This is a genomic window from Paenarthrobacter sp. NPDC089675 (assembly GCF_044749185.1).
Lineage (GTDB): Bacteria > Actinomycetota > Actinomycetes > Actinomycetales > Micrococcaceae > Arthrobacter.
Genome location: NZ_JBIVHM010000010.1, coordinates 51,644 through 65,431, shown reverse-complemented (window position 1 = coordinate 65,431; position 13,788 = coordinate 51,644). Strand labels below are relative to the sequence as shown.

General features: G+C 62.1%; 17 protein-coding genes. 13 read left to right on the top strand and 4 right to left on the bottom strand.

All coding sequences use genetic code 11. The annotated features are described in order from the left end of the window. Positions 1-139 precede the first annotated feature (139 nt). The gene (locus ACIPY2_RS18610) at positions 140-796 is read left to right on the top strand and encodes a hypothetical protein (protein ID WP_400267875.1); all 657 of its coding nucleotides are present in this window, start codon (positions 140-142) and stop codon (positions 794-796) included. Next, on the top strand, positions 793-1,884 hold the full coding sequence (locus tag ACIPY2_RS18605) for an XRE family transcriptional regulator (RefSeq protein ID WP_400267874.1): 1,092 nt from the start codon (positions 793-795) through the stop codon (positions 1,882-1,884). The genes ACIPY2_RS18610 and ACIPY2_RS18605 overlap by 4 nt, the downstream gene beginning before the upstream one ends. Here the strand turns inward: ACIPY2_RS18605 and ACIPY2_RS18600 are convergent. From ACIPY2_RS18600 to ACIPY2_RS18590, 3 genes are all read right to left on the bottom strand, one after another. Beyond that, the gene (locus ACIPY2_RS18600) at positions 1,867-2,247 is read right to left on the bottom strand and encodes a hypothetical protein (RefSeq protein WP_400267873.1); all 381 of its coding nucleotides are present in this window, start codon (positions 2,245-2,247) and stop codon (positions 1,867-1,869) included. The two genes, ACIPY2_RS18605 and ACIPY2_RS18600, sit on opposite strands and share 18 nt — an antisense overlap. A 3-nt stretch (positions 2,248-2,250) precedes the next feature. Further along, complete coding sequence (locus ACIPY2_RS18595) at positions 2,251-2,415, bottom strand: hypothetical protein (RefSeq protein WP_400267872.1); 165 nt, start codon at positions 2,413-2,415, stop codon at positions 2,251-2,253. A 174-nt stretch (positions 2,416-2,589) separates the two neighbouring features. Continuing rightward, a complete protein-coding gene (locus tag ACIPY2_RS18590) occupies positions 2,590-3,165 on the bottom strand; it encodes a hypothetical protein (protein ID WP_400267871.1) in 576 nt (191 codons plus the stop codon). An 87-nt stretch (positions 3,166-3,252) separates the two neighbouring features. On the opposite strand from ACIPY2_RS18590, the gene ACIPY2_RS18585 reads away from it, so the two are divergent. From ACIPY2_RS18585 to ACIPY2_RS18535, 11 genes are all read left to right on the top strand, one after another. Beyond that, complete coding sequence (locus ACIPY2_RS18585; RefSeq protein WP_400267870.1) at positions 3,253-3,762, top strand: hypothetical protein; 510 nt, start codon at positions 3,253-3,255, stop codon at positions 3,760-3,762. A gap of 230 nt (positions 3,763-3,992) precedes the next feature. Further along, positions 3,993-4,979 carry a daptide biosynthesis RiPP recognition protein gene (mpaB, locus tag ACIPY2_RS18580; protein ID WP_400267961.1) on the top strand — a complete coding sequence of 329 codons (987 nt, stop codon included), beginning with the start codon at positions 3,993-3,995 and terminating at the stop codon, positions 4,977-4,979. Continuing rightward, positions 4,979-6,244 carry a daptide-type RiPP biosynthesis aminotransferase gene (gene mpaD, locus ACIPY2_RS18575; RefSeq protein ID WP_400267869.1) on the top strand — a complete coding sequence of 422 codons (1,266 nt, stop codon included), beginning with the start codon at positions 4,979-4,981 and terminating at the stop codon, positions 6,242-6,244. The genes mpaB and mpaD overlap by 1 nt, the downstream gene beginning before the upstream one ends. Further along, a complete protein-coding gene (gene mpaC / locus ACIPY2_RS18570) occupies positions 6,241-7,437 on the top strand; it encodes a daptide-type RiPP biosynthesis dehydogenase (RefSeq protein ID WP_400267868.1) in 1,197 nt (398 codons plus the stop codon). Before mpaD ends, mpaC begins: the two co-directional genes overlap by 4 nt. Positions 7,438-7,441: 4 nt before the next feature. Then, positions 7,442-7,582: a daptide-type RiPP gene (locus ACIPY2_RS18565; protein ID WP_400267867.1), complete on the top strand. Its 141-nt coding sequence runs from the start codon at positions 7,442-7,444 to the stop codon at positions 7,580-7,582. A gap of 45 nt (positions 7,583-7,627) precedes the next feature. Continuing rightward, entirely contained in the window at positions 7,628-7,753 is a 126-nt protein-coding gene (locus ACIPY2_RS18560) for a daptide-type RiPP (protein ID WP_400267866.1), read from the top strand. Between the two features lie 32 nt (positions 7,754-7,785). Then, positions 7,786-7,911 carry a daptide-type RiPP gene (locus ACIPY2_RS18555; protein ID WP_400267865.1) on the top strand — a complete coding sequence of 42 codons (126 nt, stop codon included), beginning with the start codon at positions 7,786-7,788 and terminating at the stop codon, positions 7,909-7,911. A gap of 88 nt (positions 7,912-7,999) precedes the next feature. After that, positions 8,000-8,818, top strand: a complete 819-nt coding sequence (gene mpaM / locus ACIPY2_RS18550) for a daptide-type RiPP biosynthesis methyltransferase (protein WP_400267864.1) — start codon at positions 8,000-8,002, stop codon at positions 8,816-8,818. Beyond that, entirely contained in the window at positions 8,815-10,020 is a 1,206-nt protein-coding gene (locus ACIPY2_RS18545; RefSeq protein ID WP_400267863.1) for a YcaO-like family protein, read from the top strand. The genes mpaM and ACIPY2_RS18545 overlap by 4 nt, the downstream gene beginning before the upstream one ends. Positions 10,021-10,025: 5 nt before the next feature. Next, positions 10,026-11,666: a daptide biosynthesis intramembrane metalloprotease gene (mpaP, locus tag ACIPY2_RS18540; protein WP_400267862.1), complete on the top strand. Its 1,641-nt coding sequence runs from the start codon at positions 10,026-10,028 to the stop codon at positions 11,664-11,666. A gap of 23 nt (positions 11,667-11,689) precedes the next feature. Continuing rightward, a complete protein-coding gene (locus tag ACIPY2_RS18535; protein WP_400267861.1) occupies positions 11,690-11,872 on the top strand; it encodes a hypothetical protein in 183 nt (60 codons plus the stop codon). Positions 11,873-11,888: 16 nt separating this feature from the next. Here ACIPY2_RS18535 and ggt read toward each other — a convergent pair whose 3' ends face one another. Further along, positions 11,889-13,742 carry a gamma-glutamyltransferase gene (gene ggt, locus ACIPY2_RS18530; protein WP_400267860.1) on the bottom strand — a complete coding sequence of 618 codons (1,854 nt, stop codon included), beginning with the start codon at positions 13,740-13,742 and terminating at the stop codon, positions 11,889-11,891. Positions 13,743-13,788 lie beyond the last annotated feature (46 nt).

Sequence of the window (13,788 nt, the reverse complement as noted above, 5' to 3'; positions counted from 1 at the left end):
TCGTCAGAGCATGCGCAGCGCCGCGCACTTGGCGGGAAGGGGCAATCCAATCACACCTTCGCGCTGCGCAGGGACACAGGAGGGCTACGTCAATTTTCCGGTTTTCTGCACTATTATGAGGAGATTGAAAGGAGTTCGTGTGTCTGTTGAACCGCTTCGGCTGGAACCGTTTGTCTCCTCCGACGATGCTACAAAGGCGCTGGCATCGCTAGGCTTGGAGAGCGCAACTTTGACAACCTCAGTCCTCAGGGGAGTGCGGCAGGCTCAGAATGTCACTAACTTTCACCCTGTCACCGCGCGCGGATTTGTGCAGTGGTCCGAAACGGTTGGAGCTCTGCGTGAGCAACTGAACGAGCAAGAATGGACGCAAGCAGACCCGCAGAACTCGCCTCGCGTCTTTTCTCCTGACGGCTTAACTTCAATTATGGTCATAGGCGGGAATGCGAATACCGCGCTCTCGAAAGACGTCATTCCTGGGACGGCCCGGCGCCGAGGTCCGGCAACGGACGCAGCTGTTCAGTGCAATGGCCAACAAGTGCTTGACCTGGTCTTTGAGTTGCCAGTGGTCAAGCAAACGCAGGTGCCCCTTACGTGGGTCCTGCTATACCACTGGTCAAGGGATGAACCGGTGGTACGGGCTGAGCTTTCACTGCCGGCCCAGATCACGAACGGTGACATTACGCAGTGGACCCAACGCATCATCCTGCCACCTATAGATTTGTCTGACTTTGAAATTTCTCGCCGACCCATCGGGCCGCAGGACGATGTCGACTTTAGGATTGTTGAACTGCCATGACGCTCGAACCCTCTCGGATCACTCTTGCGAGGTTGCGGGCGGGCATTAGCAAGGCTCAGTTGGCTGAGCGCCTGGACGCTACTTCGCGGACGATTACCAATTACGAGACACATGGTGCGCCCGACCGAATGGCCGCACCCCTCGCCATGGCTATTGGTTGCCAGCCCTCATTCCTCTCGCTCCCACCGGCTGCACCTGTGGAGGAAGATCGAGTCTTCTTTCGTGCGCGTCGTCGTTCCAGTGCGGCTCAGAAGCACGCGGCCACGTCGGCAGCCCGGACGGGTGTGGAATTGTATTCGTTCCTGCTTCAGCACTTTGCGTTGCCTGACCTGTCTATCCCCGATCTTGCTCCGCTGGAGCCTCGGCAAGCGGCCCAACAACTGCGAGCCGAATGGGGGCTCGGAATAGACCCCCTGCCGAACTTGGTTCGGCTGGCCGAAGCACATGGCGTCCGTGTGCTGACTCTTCCTGATGGAGCGAAGGAAGTTGATGCATTCAGTCTGTGGGAAGACGGAGTTCCTTTTGTCTTCCTTTCGACCATGAAGACAGCGGAAAGGTCGCGTTTCGATCTGGCGCACGAGCTCGGGCATTTGGTGCTCCATGCCGGACTGGATATGTCCCTTACAAGCGAACGCAACGCAGAGAAGGAGGCAGACCAATTCGCATCAGAATTACTCATGCCTAGAGTCTTGTTGCGTTCGATGGTGGGACGGGAGCCATCGGTGGAGAGTCTGTTGAGGCTCAAAGCCCATCTCGGCGTTTCCGCTATGGCGCTCGCCTACGCGTTCCATAAGGGCAGCATCTACTCAGACTGGTCGTTTCGCCAGGCATGTATCGAGTTGAGCAGACGCGGCTACAGGTCCGGTGAGCCTGATGGCATGCTACGGGAGACGTCAAGAGTCTTTGCCGTCGTCCTTCCTGCCCTGCGGCGGTCAAAGGGGGGCCCCGATGAGATTGCTCGGCACCTTGGAATATCGAGTGGTGAGCTACATGGTCTGACGTTCGGCCAGGCTTTGAGCGTGGTCGGGCACCAAGTTCCTGACTACAGGCCGAAACGTTCTGACGCCCACCTATCTCTCGTCTTGTAGACGTTCCCCGATCGGCCGGTAGAAGTAGCCTGCCTTCTTTAGGCACAGGTACGAGACTGCGAAGCCGACGAGCCCCAGGAGCGGTCCAGCCCAAACAGCGATATCTGAGCCTCTTATGAGGATGGAAACGGGGAAAAGGAACGGCATGGCTGCTGCTGACGAGGATTTTCCGTAGTTGACGTCCTGAAGGACACCTCGCCCAAATTGTCCGTAATAGATAGCCTGGAGAACCAAGAACAGCATCGTGGCCCCGAGTACGAGCCAAATCCATGGAAAGTCGAGCATGGTGGTTAGTGCCATGAAGAGCCCGACCGCAACCGAGAGACCCAGCCAGTAGTTGGTGGCTGATGTTCCACGCGCCACGACTCAGACCTCCGAGGCAGGTGGCGGGACGGCTGCCTGCTCCCTTTTCCTGGCCAGAACCCACAGTGTCATGGAACAAGCCGCGGCCACCGCATTCAGTACAGCGACGCCTGCGTTGCCGCCGAAGTAGGAAGTAACGGCAGCCAAGACCTGCAGCCCCCCAGTCACGAGATACCAAACCTTCATTACCGAACCCCCAATGTCGTTACGTCTCCTCGTGCCACAGCATGCACCACGATTCCGGTACTAGGTGGCGAAGATGACCCTTCACAGCCGAAATGCGAAGAAAATAGGTGCTGTTTTGCCAAAAATAGGTGGTGGCAAAATTCATCTAGGTGGTATTCAGCGTTTGTTGCCGAGTCGCAACACGAAGTCCTCGATCGCCTCAAAGACCTCTGCCTGGGCTCTCTGGGAAGCCCGCCAGTCATCGCCGACCTGCAACGAGTGGTCTGCCCCGGGCACTTCGAGGAACGTGCCGTTTGGCTCCGACCTGCGGCCGCCATCCCAGAGCTTGTCTTTGGAACCACCGATGAAGAGGTCGTTTTTCGAGGAGTTGGCGATTGTAGTGCGGACTCGTTCGTCGTTGAGGAGAGGGGTGAGCCACACACCGGAGGTTTGGGTCTCTTCCGCCCACGGAATCGAAAGAGTGCTCACGGACTTGGCCACGATCAAACGCTGATCAGCTGGAGGTGAATCCGCGAAGGCCTTCTCGGCCGCTCGTGTAGCCAGGTAACCCGGATCTACATTCAGCTGGTCTTCCGCGGTCCACCTCACTGCTTGGACATGCCATCCATGTGCGCCGAGCATCTCCCCAACCCAGAACAGCACAGGGCCCTCAACCGGATACCCGGAGCCGGGAAGAAGCACTGCGACTTTGGTCTCTTCGGTGCGTGGCTTTGTCCAGGTGAAGGTCTGCATGAGCACATGCTACCGACAGAATACGGGAGCCCAACCATTTACCCCAGTCGATGGATAAAGCAGCCTCCTTACCGTATCGTCCCTTGGATGGGAAAAACAAAAGCACCGTTGCGAGCCCTGCCCGCCGCCGCCGTCGTACTTCTCGCGTTGGTGAGCTGCGGTGTTCCGCCAGCGACGACGCCGGCAAACGAAACCACCACCCCGACGGCCGCCTGTCCGAGTGCCGGCACGGAACCACGGCACGCGAACTGCTTCGCCTACGACGGTGACGCCGCGATGGCGCAGAACGAAATGTACCGGCAGCGGCGGAAGCTCAGTCCGGACGTTCAATCGCAACTCGAACAACACATCGAGCCCGCCAAGACGGCACTCTCGGCGCTGCCGCAACCCGTCACGGCAAACGAAATAGAAACGGCATTCGAAGCACTCGGCCTCCGCGAAGTACAAACGGACGACGGCGGCAACGGCGTCCGGTTCGGCGTCGCGGTGCCCAGCGGAGGCTGCATATACGGCGTTATCCCGCGAGAAGGCGAGCTCACTCTCCAGGCAGGCGGCAGCATCATGGACGGTGGCTGCCTTGAGATGTTCGGGCATTGAAATCCACCACCTAGACCCACCCGTCAAAACACCTAGTTGCCCGTTTTCACCACCTAATTTGGCCCAAATCACCACCTAATTTGGATTTCTCCGATCGTGGGGCCGCTTCGCCCCCATAGTGTCCTTTCCATGAACGAGCCCGGACAGCAGGGCCCGCTCAGGCGAAACGCAGACAACTATTGGGGGTTGGCAAATTGGCGTTGAATCGGCAACAGACTGTTGCGGCGGCCGTGGATCAGTGGGTGACGGGAATCCCGGGTCGTATACCCGGCCACGTGGTCTTCGCGGAGAACGCCGCGCACACGGACTATGCCTTGAAGCTCGCCGGCGAAGGCTCGGTGGTGCTGGTGGTGGACGGCGACTCGGACCACCCGGGCATAGTCAGCCTCAAGGGTTCCTTCAATGACCCCGGGGGTGAACTGCTGGTGGACGGCACGCTGAGCGTGGAGGTCCAGGATTACGTGGCCGTACCGTTCATCAACCTTGTTGGGGTGACGATTGTCAGGCTGACGAGCCAGGATGATTGGCAGGCCTTCTTCGCTGATGCCGAGGAAGCCCGCCGCTCCGGCCACTTCGTGCGACAGCTGACGGAGGTCAACGCGGTCCTGGGGGAACGCGGATTGCTGGCCGGATACGGCTGCCTGGACAGGAACCTGGGCCGGATCCACATCACCGCAGATGGCACGGTCCTCAACGGTCCCTACGGCACGGTGATTGGGTGGGCCGGGGACACCGTGCATGATCTCCGGCTCAAATCCGTGCCCTTGAGGCCTGAATCAGCGGTTGCTTCAGTGACTGATGCGGCCGAAATCAGGAGAGCCCTCAACCAGCGTCCGTGGATCCCGCGCTACCTGGCGGCCTTGGACGCCTGGAAGTTCATCAAGCGGGAGGACCGTCCGGAGACCCGCTTGGTTGGGTTCGGACTCAGTCTCTACGGAGCGGCTGGAACCCACAGCCTCCCCTTGCCTGGTGCTCCTTTCATCCTTGAAAAGCAGGGTGAGTACAGACTTCTGGACACCACAGCGGGCAGGCTGTTCCAACTCGGGTCGGACGCCGCGACCATCGTTGAGGCCGTCTTGAACCTAAGGGATGTTGAAGCAGCGGCTACCGTCAGCTCGGCAGCCCTGGGTATTTCGCCCACAGCCGCAGAGGAAGGCGTTCGGACAGTGGTGGCAAAGTTCGGTGGCCTGGGCATCCACCTCCTGGGCGCCATCTGATGGGGCGTTCCGACCTCCCGATGTGGGTGCCGTTGGTACCGCAGCACAATTTCGAATCGGACAGCTTCACCGCAGTGACGGCCGACGGCGTCCACGTCACCTTTGAGGACGGGCGCCGGAGGCTGTGTGCCAAGAGCGGCCTGTGGAACGCCAACCTCGGCTACGGCAACCAAGCCATCGCCCAGGCGATCGCGGCAACCATGGAGAAGGCCTCGTACCTTCCTTTGTTCCGGACAGGGCACCGCAAGGCTTTTGAAGCAGCCCGCGCATTGCTCGCACTGCCGGCACACCCTTACCAGCGGGTGGTCTTCTCCACCTCCGGAAGCGCTGCCAACGATGCCGTGATGAAGCTTGCCCGCCAGTTCTGGGTGCTCAATCAGCAACCCGAACGGAAACTGGTCGTCGGGCTCAAAGGCAGCTACCACGGCCTCACCTACGGCAGCCAGGCCCTGAGTGGAGACGAACTCGGTCAAGGGATATACGGCGTCGACGGCCGGAACATCCGCCATATCGCGTTTCAGGACCACGGCGCGGAACTGCAAAACCTTTTTCGCCGCGAGGGTCACCGAATTGCCGCCGTCGTGATGGAACCGGTCCTGGGTTCCGGGGCCGAGGTGGTCCCCGCGGACTTCCTGGAAGAGCTCCGCAAGCAAAGGGAGCAGCACGGCTTCCTCTTGGTAGCCGACGAGGTGGCAACAGGTTTCGGGCGCGTGAGTTCGTGGTTTGTCTCCGATGAATGGCCCGACGCCCCGGATGTCCTGGTCACCTCCAAAGGTCTCACCAACGGGACAAGTGCCTGCGCCGCACTGCTGGTAGGCAAACGCATTGCTGACATCTTCGACGCGACGGAATCCGTCTTTGTTCATGGCGAAACCCAAGCCGGTACCCCTGCCACTTGTGCAGCGGTCCTGGCCACCATCCAGGAAATGAAGCGGCTGAACCACCAGGACCTCACCCTCAAAGTAGCCGCGGGCTTGGATGGCTTGATCGACGAACTGGGCGAAATGGCAGGGGTCGGCGATTCCACGGGCCGGGGCTGCATGCGCGGCGTCAAGCTCTACGACACCAACGGGCTCCCGCTCTCGCCCGATGCCACGCTCGCGGCGGTGCAGCACATCCACCAAGCCGGGGCGATCGTGCAACCGGGTCCCGGACGTATCCAACTCCTGCCCGCCCTGACCTATACGGAGGAAAACGTCGAGGAACTGCGCAAAGCAATCACCCAAGGGCTCATTACGGCCCGTGCGGCAGGGGTCTTCGCATGATCGCCGACCGGACATGGAAGACCCGCTGCATCATTTTGGGCGAGGGAATGACAGAAAAGTACGTCGGCTCCGTCACGCGCGGACGCGTGGGGCTCGTGGCCGACACTGCTCTCGAAGGTCAGCGGCGCCGGCTCTTGGAAGGCGATCTCAGGGGAGTGCCGATCTTGAACCTCGACGCCGCTCCGGTCACTGTCCGGACGCTGAGGGACGTGGTTGGGTTCGCCCATTCGCACCGGCTGGATACGTTGGTGGGCCTCGGTGGCGGCTCCATTCTGGACGCGGTGAAGCTTGGTGCATTGTTCTCCGCCGATCCCAGCCTGGCCATCTTCGTGGAACGCCATGCCAAGCGTTCAGGGCTTCTCGTGTTGCCGCCCCTGCCGCATTCCAACAGGCGCCCCAAGACTGTCCTCCTCCCCTCCACCGTGGGAACCGGGGCGGAAGTCAGCGCGGTAGCGTGCCTGGACACCGCCGTCGGACGCCGATTGCTGGCGTCCGGGCAGCTGTCCGGCGACGTTGCGATCTTGGACCCGGCCCATCTCGCCACCTTGCCGCTAACACTGGTTCTTGAAGGGCTGTTGGAGGCGTTCCTGCGGGTTGCCGGGACGATGATCGGCAGCACGGCGAGCATGTTCGACGACGACGGTCACCAGCTGCTGGCGCGGATCCTCCGCGTAGGCGAACAGTTGCGAGGCAACGATTCCGGTCCTGCACGGTTGGCGGCGGCGCGGTTCAGCATGGAAACGCACACGGGGTGGTCGCTGGTTGGCCGAAATCCCTACGGCGCCAGGCACTGGTATGTGGCCAACGAGCTGGCGTACCTGACGGGTGCCCGGAAAATGACAGCGACTGCCGCGCTGATAGGGCCTGTCTGGGAGGAAATCGCCGGTGGCAACGCCGCCTGGGGCGATCCCGCGAGGTTGCACCAGATCTGGTCCGAAGTGGCCCCCGGCCTGGCTTTGGACCCCGATCCTGCCCCGGGCATCGAGGAGCTCATGGTGCGATGGGCCATCCCGAAGCTCCGTGGGGCCAGCGAGCAAACCATCCAGGACACTGCTGCCTCGGCAATCCGGAACTGGGGCGGCGTGCTTCCGATGTTGCGCGGGCTCGACGCCTTCCGAGTGCAGCACGTCCTCCGGAATTCCCAGGCAAAGGACTTGCCCAAACCATCAACACAGGCAGGGGGAAGGAGGTGATCACATGATCAGCACTGCACCGAAGGCCCTGGACCTCGGCATCCAGGAACTCGAAAGCATCGACGTCCCGGACGACTGGAGCGAACGAATCCACGGAATCACGGTGGGACTCGCTTTGGTGGGCATCGCCGTCAGCATCACCTGATGTCCATGCCGCGCAGAAATCCGCAATGAAGGGAGGTGAATGCGCATGCAAAAACAGCTCAACCTCGCCATCCAGGAGGTCGAGTCCCTGGACACTCCTGACTTCCAGAACTGGTTCATCGGAGTCAGCCAGGGAGTAGCCATAGGCATCATCGCGGTCAGCATCACCTAAACCGCGTCCGAGCAAAGAGAAAGGAGGCCCATATGGGTCTTCAACTGAACATCGAAGAACTCGAGAACCTCGACACCCCGGATGACACCCCTTGGTACATCCGCGTTGGCGACGTGATCATCATCGCCGGCATCGTGGTCGGCCTCGCGGCTACCTAGCCGGCATCTGGCTGCGCACGCGGGTGGTTTCCTTCCTCGACCGCCCGCGTGCGCACCGCACTCGGACACCACACCCAAGGACAAGCTGATGAATCCCGCACCTGACAAGACTGCCGACGCCATACTCCGCGTCCTGGGACACCTTGACGCGCCGGAGGACCTCTACAGTGTTTCCGGCTCCCGGCTCTATGACCGGATCACGGCCGATGACCTCACGGAGCTCCCGGAAATACAGGCGGCCGCCCGCACAACAGCAGGCCGGATCCTCGAACTCGCGGCGGGCTCGGGTCGAATCACCCGTGCCCTGCTGGCGCTCGGCCGCCCAGTCACGGCCGTCGATTCCTCCGCCGAGATGCTTCAGCTCCTGCAAGCCAAGGTATCCACTCCCGCGTTCAACCCGCGTGGAACAAAGGTAGAACTGCTGACGGCGGATATGTCCCGCCTCGATCTCGACGGCGAATACGGTTGCATTGTTCTTGGAGCCAGTTCGGTGACGCTGCTCCACCGTGAAGACCGGCGGCAACTATTTCGCCGTGTCCGCCGCGGTTTGACGCCTGATGGCCGTTTTTTGCTGACCGTCCTGAACGCCGACAGCCAGCAAGGGACAGAAGAGTACGACGCCGGAGCAACAGTCTCGCCGATGGGGGACGATGCCTTCCTGATCACCGCGGAAAGCCGGGATCCCGTGAACGGCGCGAGGCACGTGACCATGATCCACGTCAGCTTCAACAATGGCGGCACTTACCATTCCACGGCCTACGCCAGCGATGTCGCGTTCGTCAGCAATTCCCTGATCGAAGAAGAACTTCTCGGCGAAGGCCTCACCATCTTGGATCGGCGGCCGGTCAGGATTGCCGCACCAACCCCGGCCCTGAAGGACATCGAGCTGTGGGTTTGCGAAAAATGAGCGTCGATCCCGTACTCACCTTGGACCCTTCTTCCGGACTGGTTTCCCAATCCTCCGTCTATGCGCCCAATGAGTCAGGGCTCTGGCGGACCGTAGCCACGCTCGCCAACGGGTCCTGCCACGGCAGCGGGTTCGCATCCGCCGTCGGAGCCTTTGACGTCAGGCGGCGCGGCTCGTTGATGAGGGGCGCCGGAGAAGCCGTGGAACGGTTCGCCCTTGTTCCTTCACCATCGGATGCCGCGCACCTGGCGGCAACCGACGCAGCAGGCCGCCGCATCGACTTTGTCACAGCAGGCTTGGGACGTGCCTCCGCGCTCGCCTGTGATGTCCCCTGGTACCGCGCCGTGGACCTGTTAACCGGGCAAGAGTCGTTGGTTCCGGCGCCGGTGGTTGATTACCGCGCAGGAGGCCCGGGGCCAGAGCCTTGGGAACGGTTTTTTGATCCCTCCCCGAACGGGGCGGCGTCCGGCCCGTCGGAGCACTTCGCCCAAACTTCCGCCCTGGCCGAAGTGGTGGAGCGGGATGCTTTCCTTGCGGCCTGGCAGACGATGGAGCCGCTTCACAAAGTGGATGCGACCGGGCTCTCGGAGTCTCCAAAGGCCTTGGCTCTGAAGGTCCTCTCTGATGCAGCGCTCGCGGCTGGGATTTCATTCACGTTGGCGTTCGTTCCCTCCGAGGCATCGCCCTTGATGACGGCTGTCTGCATCATCATCGGAGCCACTGAGTCCGCTCCTTTTGGAGCTGTGGGCCTCAAAGCGGCAGCAGACCCAGCCACTGCAATGTTGGGAGCACTCCAGGAAGGGCTGCAAATCCGCGAGTTGTTCTTGTCGCGGGAACCGGGTGCCTTCCGGTCCGGCGCTGCGGTGACGGACGATTCCACGAGGGCTGATTTCTGGAGTACTGCACCAGCCGTATCCGCGCTTCGGGACTGGACCCAAACCTTTCCCACGGTCCCCGTCCCGGATGACCAGGCCTTGCCCGACGCCGACGTTCTCGTGAAGTACCTGGCTGGTCGTGAGATCAGCTCCCACTGGGTCAACCTCACCCATCGCCTGCCGACAGCCATCAGGGAGCTTGGCTGGGTGACCGGCAAGGTGGTTTGTCCGGGAGCCGTGCAGCTAAGCATGGACGAATCCAAGGGCCTAAACCTCCTGCGTCAAGGCATCGTGCCTTCCAAGCAACTGCCCCATCCGCTGATATGAGGGCCATGGACAAGCGCCGCGTAGCCGCTCCCGAGTGGCCCCTGCGACTGGCGGCTGCTGCCTCGGTTGATCGTCCCATGCAGGAAGGCGGTCCTTGGATCGTGGCACTGAACGGTGTGCCCAAAGCCCGTGTTTCCTGCGATGTGGCTGCGGTGCTTCAGACGTTGGACGGCGAGAAGGCCCCCGATCAGGTGGCAGCGCAGCTCGGCTCCCCGTGGACAACGGAGGACGTCACAGGGGTCGCAGAACAGTTGGTCCACACAGGGATTTTCGACGCCGGCAGACGCCCCGCCGCGGTCCGCCGGGTCCAGTTCCGGGCTCCCCTTACAATCCAAGTGACGTTGTTCAACCCCACCGGCTTCCTCCAGGCTTTGACGCCACTGGCCGCGGCCGTGGCACGGCGCGAGTTCCTGGCCGTAGCAGGCTTCTTGCTTCTGGGTGCCATCATCGGACTGGCCACGGCCGGGCCGGAGGTCGTTCGTGTACTCTCCACACCTCTTCCCATCGAGGCCTACTTTGGCGTTGCAGCTGCCATGTTTGGTTCCACGCTGCTTCACGAACTCGGGCACGGCCTGGCGCTCACTTATTTCGGTGGCAAGCCCCGGCGTATCGGAATCATGCTGTTCTACTTGTCTCCGGCTTTTTTCTGCGACGTCACGGACGGTTGGCGCCTCGCCTCAAGGAAGCAGCGGGTCCTGGTCGCTTTGGCCGGACCGCTGGTGCACCTCGGCCTGGGCAGCATTGCACTCTGCGCCCACCCCCTCATCAACGGGTCCACCTTCAAAGACGGGGTCCTGCTGTACGGGGTGCTTTGTTACACGGTGGCGATCCTCAACCTTTTTCCCTTCATCAAGCTGGACGGCTACGTGGCGTTGATGTCAGCACTGGACACACCACATTTGCGCCGCAAGTCGATGGCCGCCGCTGCCGAATGGGTGGGCCGGTATGCGCTGGGAACAAAGGTGGCACTGCGGAAGCAAGGTGCGCTCCGTTGGTTTGGCGTGGCCAGCTTCGCGGCGGGGCTAGTATTCATGGTCGTAGGCTTCCAGCGGCTTCTTCCCCTTTTCTTGCAATTGGGCTTGGCAGGGCACGTGTTTGTCGCTTTGGTCCTTCTTTTGCTCATCGTGCTCGCCGTGCGGAACGTGTTCCGGTTTTTCCGTAACGCCGCTGCGAAGGGGAGTCCCTTCGGGCGACGGGTGCTGGCCGGGGCCATGGGCGCAACGATCATCGCCGGCGTCCTCGCGGTGGTGCCGGCGGCGCCCACCACCGTGGCCGGGTACCGGTTCATCGACGGCCACGTGAGCCTCGTTGTCCCTGCCGACTCCGCGGCGCCGGTGTTCGCAGACGGTGACCATGTCTCCCTGCAGTCCCAAGGCCTGCTGTTCCACAACGAACTGGGCCTTGCCACCGTGGGTTCCCTCCCGCCGTCGGACTCCACCGCGCCTATGGAGACGCTGGTTCCCGCCACCCTGCCAGGCCTGAAGCTGCCCGTAGTTGCTTACGACGCCGAGCTCCGGTCCGGTGGGCCGCTCCCGGCCTACGGCCGAGCCGAAGTCAGCAGCATTGAACGCGTGAGCTTGGGGGAGTGGCTATGGAACACCATGACGAACTCACCGCTTTGGCCGGGCTGGACCGGCCGCACATAACCACCTATAGGAAGGAAGCAATCGTGAACCAAAAATCCCTGACTTGGCTGTTGCTCGCCCTGATCCTGGGCTCTTATGCCCTGTACGCCTTCATCTCAAGCGGTGCAGAATCAGCGTGGTCGATCGTCACTGGAGTGGTCTGCGTCCTGGGGGCGTGTACCGCGTTTTGGCGTTCCCTGGTGGAGATCAGGGCGGACCGGGAATAGGTCCGCCCTGCAGATCCTACTTCGGTTTGGGGCCCTTACCGTTGTCCCGGCGGTCCCCTGAAACCACCATGGCTGAGCCGCCGCCACGTCTTTCCGGCTCGGCGACGGCGGTCAGTTTTCCGTCCTTCCCGAACTCGATGGCCGTCGCAGCACCAATTTCAGCGGCTGAGGTAAAGGCATCGCCGGACTTGACCAGGGTGTGTCCGAGCGCCGTCAACCCAGGACCGTAGGCGTCAATGAAGGCCGGCTCTGCAGTCACGTTGGCAGTATTCCGCTGGGCTGCCCTGGGCGCAGCGAGGGCATCCGAGATGTTCATGCCGAGGTCAACACGGTTCACGATGGTCTGCAGCACCGTGGTGATGATGGTGGAGCCACCTGGCGAACCGAGAGCCAGGAACGGCTTGCCCTCGTCCAAAATGATGGTGGGCGACATGGAGGAACGCGGCCGCTTCCCGGGTTGGATGCGGTTGGGGTCGTCCTCTTTGTACACGGTGCTGAAGTCCGTGAGTTCGTTGTTGAGCAGGAAGCCGCGGCCCGGGACCACCATTCCGGAGCCGCCTGTCTGCTCGATGGTGAGGGTGTATTCCACCACGTTGCCCCACTTGTCGGCGACCGTCAGGTTCGTTGTGGAGATGTTCTCGGTGTCCTTCTCGTCGGCGAGGGGCGCCGTCGAGGCCGGGCACGCGCCGTCGTAATCGGTGACGTCACCGGGCTTCACAGGCTTGGTGGCCGCCGTCGGGCCGATCAGGCATGAGCGTTCCTTGCCGAACACAGGGTCCAGCAGCGCCTTGGCAGGTACGTTGACGAACGCGGGATCCCCGACATACTCGCCGCGGTCCGCGAAGGCGAGGGCGCTCGCCTCGAAGTAATGGTGCAACGCATCGGTGGGCTTCATGCCGTGAAGGTCGAACGGAGCCAGGATATTCAGGGCTTCACCCACCGTGGTCCCGCCGCTGCTTGAGGGAGCCATGCCGTAGACGTCGTAGCCGCGGTATGTCATGTGCGTGGGGTCCCGGTCCAGTGCCTTGTAGTTCGCCAGGTCCTGGGTGGTCATGAAGCCGGGCGGAACAGGCAAAGCCGCCTTTTCGACTTTTGGTGGCGCCTGCACGGTGGCTGCGATCTCTTGAGCAAGCGGGCCACCGTAGAACCCGGATGTGCCTTCCTTGGCAAGCAGCCGGTAGGTTGCCGCGAGCTCGGGGTTCTTGAAGACACTTCCGACGGCGGGAGCCTCACCGCCCGGGAGGAACAGCTTCTGCGTGGAAGTGAAGGCCTTGAACCGCTCAAGGTTGTCCTTGGTCTGCTGGTTGAACGTCTTGTCCACCACGAAGCCACGGTTGGCTACCTGGATGGCAGGCTTCAGTGCTTCGCCAAGGTCCATGGTTCCCCAGCGTTCCAAGGCCCGCTGCCAGGTGGCCGGGGTGCCCGGAACGCCGACGGAGACGCCGCTGGTTACCAGTTCAGGGGTAAAGCGGTAGGGCTCCTTGGTTTTCGGATCGATGAACGCATCGTTGGGCATTGCTGCGGGGGCCGTCTCACGACCATCGATGGTCCCGACCTTGCCCGTCTTGGCATCGTAGAAAACGAAGTACCCGCCGCCACCGATGCCCGCGCTGTAAGGCTCGGTAACACCCAGGGTGGCGGCAGCCGCGACCGCTGCATCGGCCGCGTTGCCGCCCTTCCTGAGTACTTCGATGGCTGCTGCGGAAGCCTCCGGGTCAACTGTGCTCACGGCACCGCCGTAGCCGGTGGCCGTCGGATTCTTCTCGGTTTGCCGCGGCTCGGCGAAAGCCGGACCGGCCACCGCTCCGCTCGTGACGCTAAGGGCCAACGCTGCAGTAACCGCAGCAAATCGACGTCTCACATTTGTCATGGTGTCTCCCAGATATTTCCCAGACGATGTTGAGGGCAGGCGGTCC

Coding starts and splice junctions, on each gene's coding strand:
- mpaD (WP_400267869.1), top strand. CDS start 4,979: ATGGGGCGTTCCGACCTCCCGATGTGGGTGCCGTTGGTACCGCAGCAC.
- mpaC (WP_400267868.1), top strand. CDS start 6,241: ATGATCGCCGACCGGACATGGAAGACCCGCTGCATCATTTTGGGCGAG.
- ACIPY2_RS18585 (WP_400267870.1), top strand. CDS start 3,253: ATGGGAAAAACAAAAGCACCGTTGCGAGCCCTGCCCGCCGCCGCCGTC.
- ACIPY2_RS18560 (WP_400267866.1), top strand. CDS start 7,628: ATGCAAAAACAGCTCAACCTCGCCATCCAGGAGGTCGAGTCCCTGGAC.
- ACIPY2_RS18555 (WP_400267865.1), top strand. CDS start 7,786: ATGGGTCTTCAACTGAACATCGAAGAACTCGAGAACCTCGACACCCCG.
- mpaP (WP_400267862.1), top strand. CDS start 10,026: ATGGACAAGCGCCGCGTAGCCGCTCCCGAGTGGCCCCTGCGACTGGCG.
- ggt (WP_400267860.1), bottom strand. CDS start 13,742: ATGACAAATGTGAGACGTCGATTTGCTGCGGTTACTGCAGCGTTGGCC.
- ACIPY2_RS18590 (WP_400267871.1), bottom strand. CDS start 3,165: ATGCAGACCTTCACCTGGACAAAGCCACGCACCGAAGAGACCAAAGTC.
- ACIPY2_RS18545 (WP_400267863.1), top strand. CDS start 8,815: ATGAGCGTCGATCCCGTACTCACCTTGGACCCTTCTTCCGGACTGGTT.
- mpaM (WP_400267864.1), top strand. CDS start 8,000: ATGAATCCCGCACCTGACAAGACTGCCGACGCCATACTCCGCGTCCTG.
- ACIPY2_RS18605 (WP_400267874.1), top strand. CDS start 793: ATGACGCTCGAACCCTCTCGGATCACTCTTGCGAGGTTGCGGGCGGGC.
- ACIPY2_RS18565 (WP_400267867.1), top strand. CDS start 7,442: ATGATCAGCACTGCACCGAAGGCCCTGGACCTCGGCATCCAGGAACTC.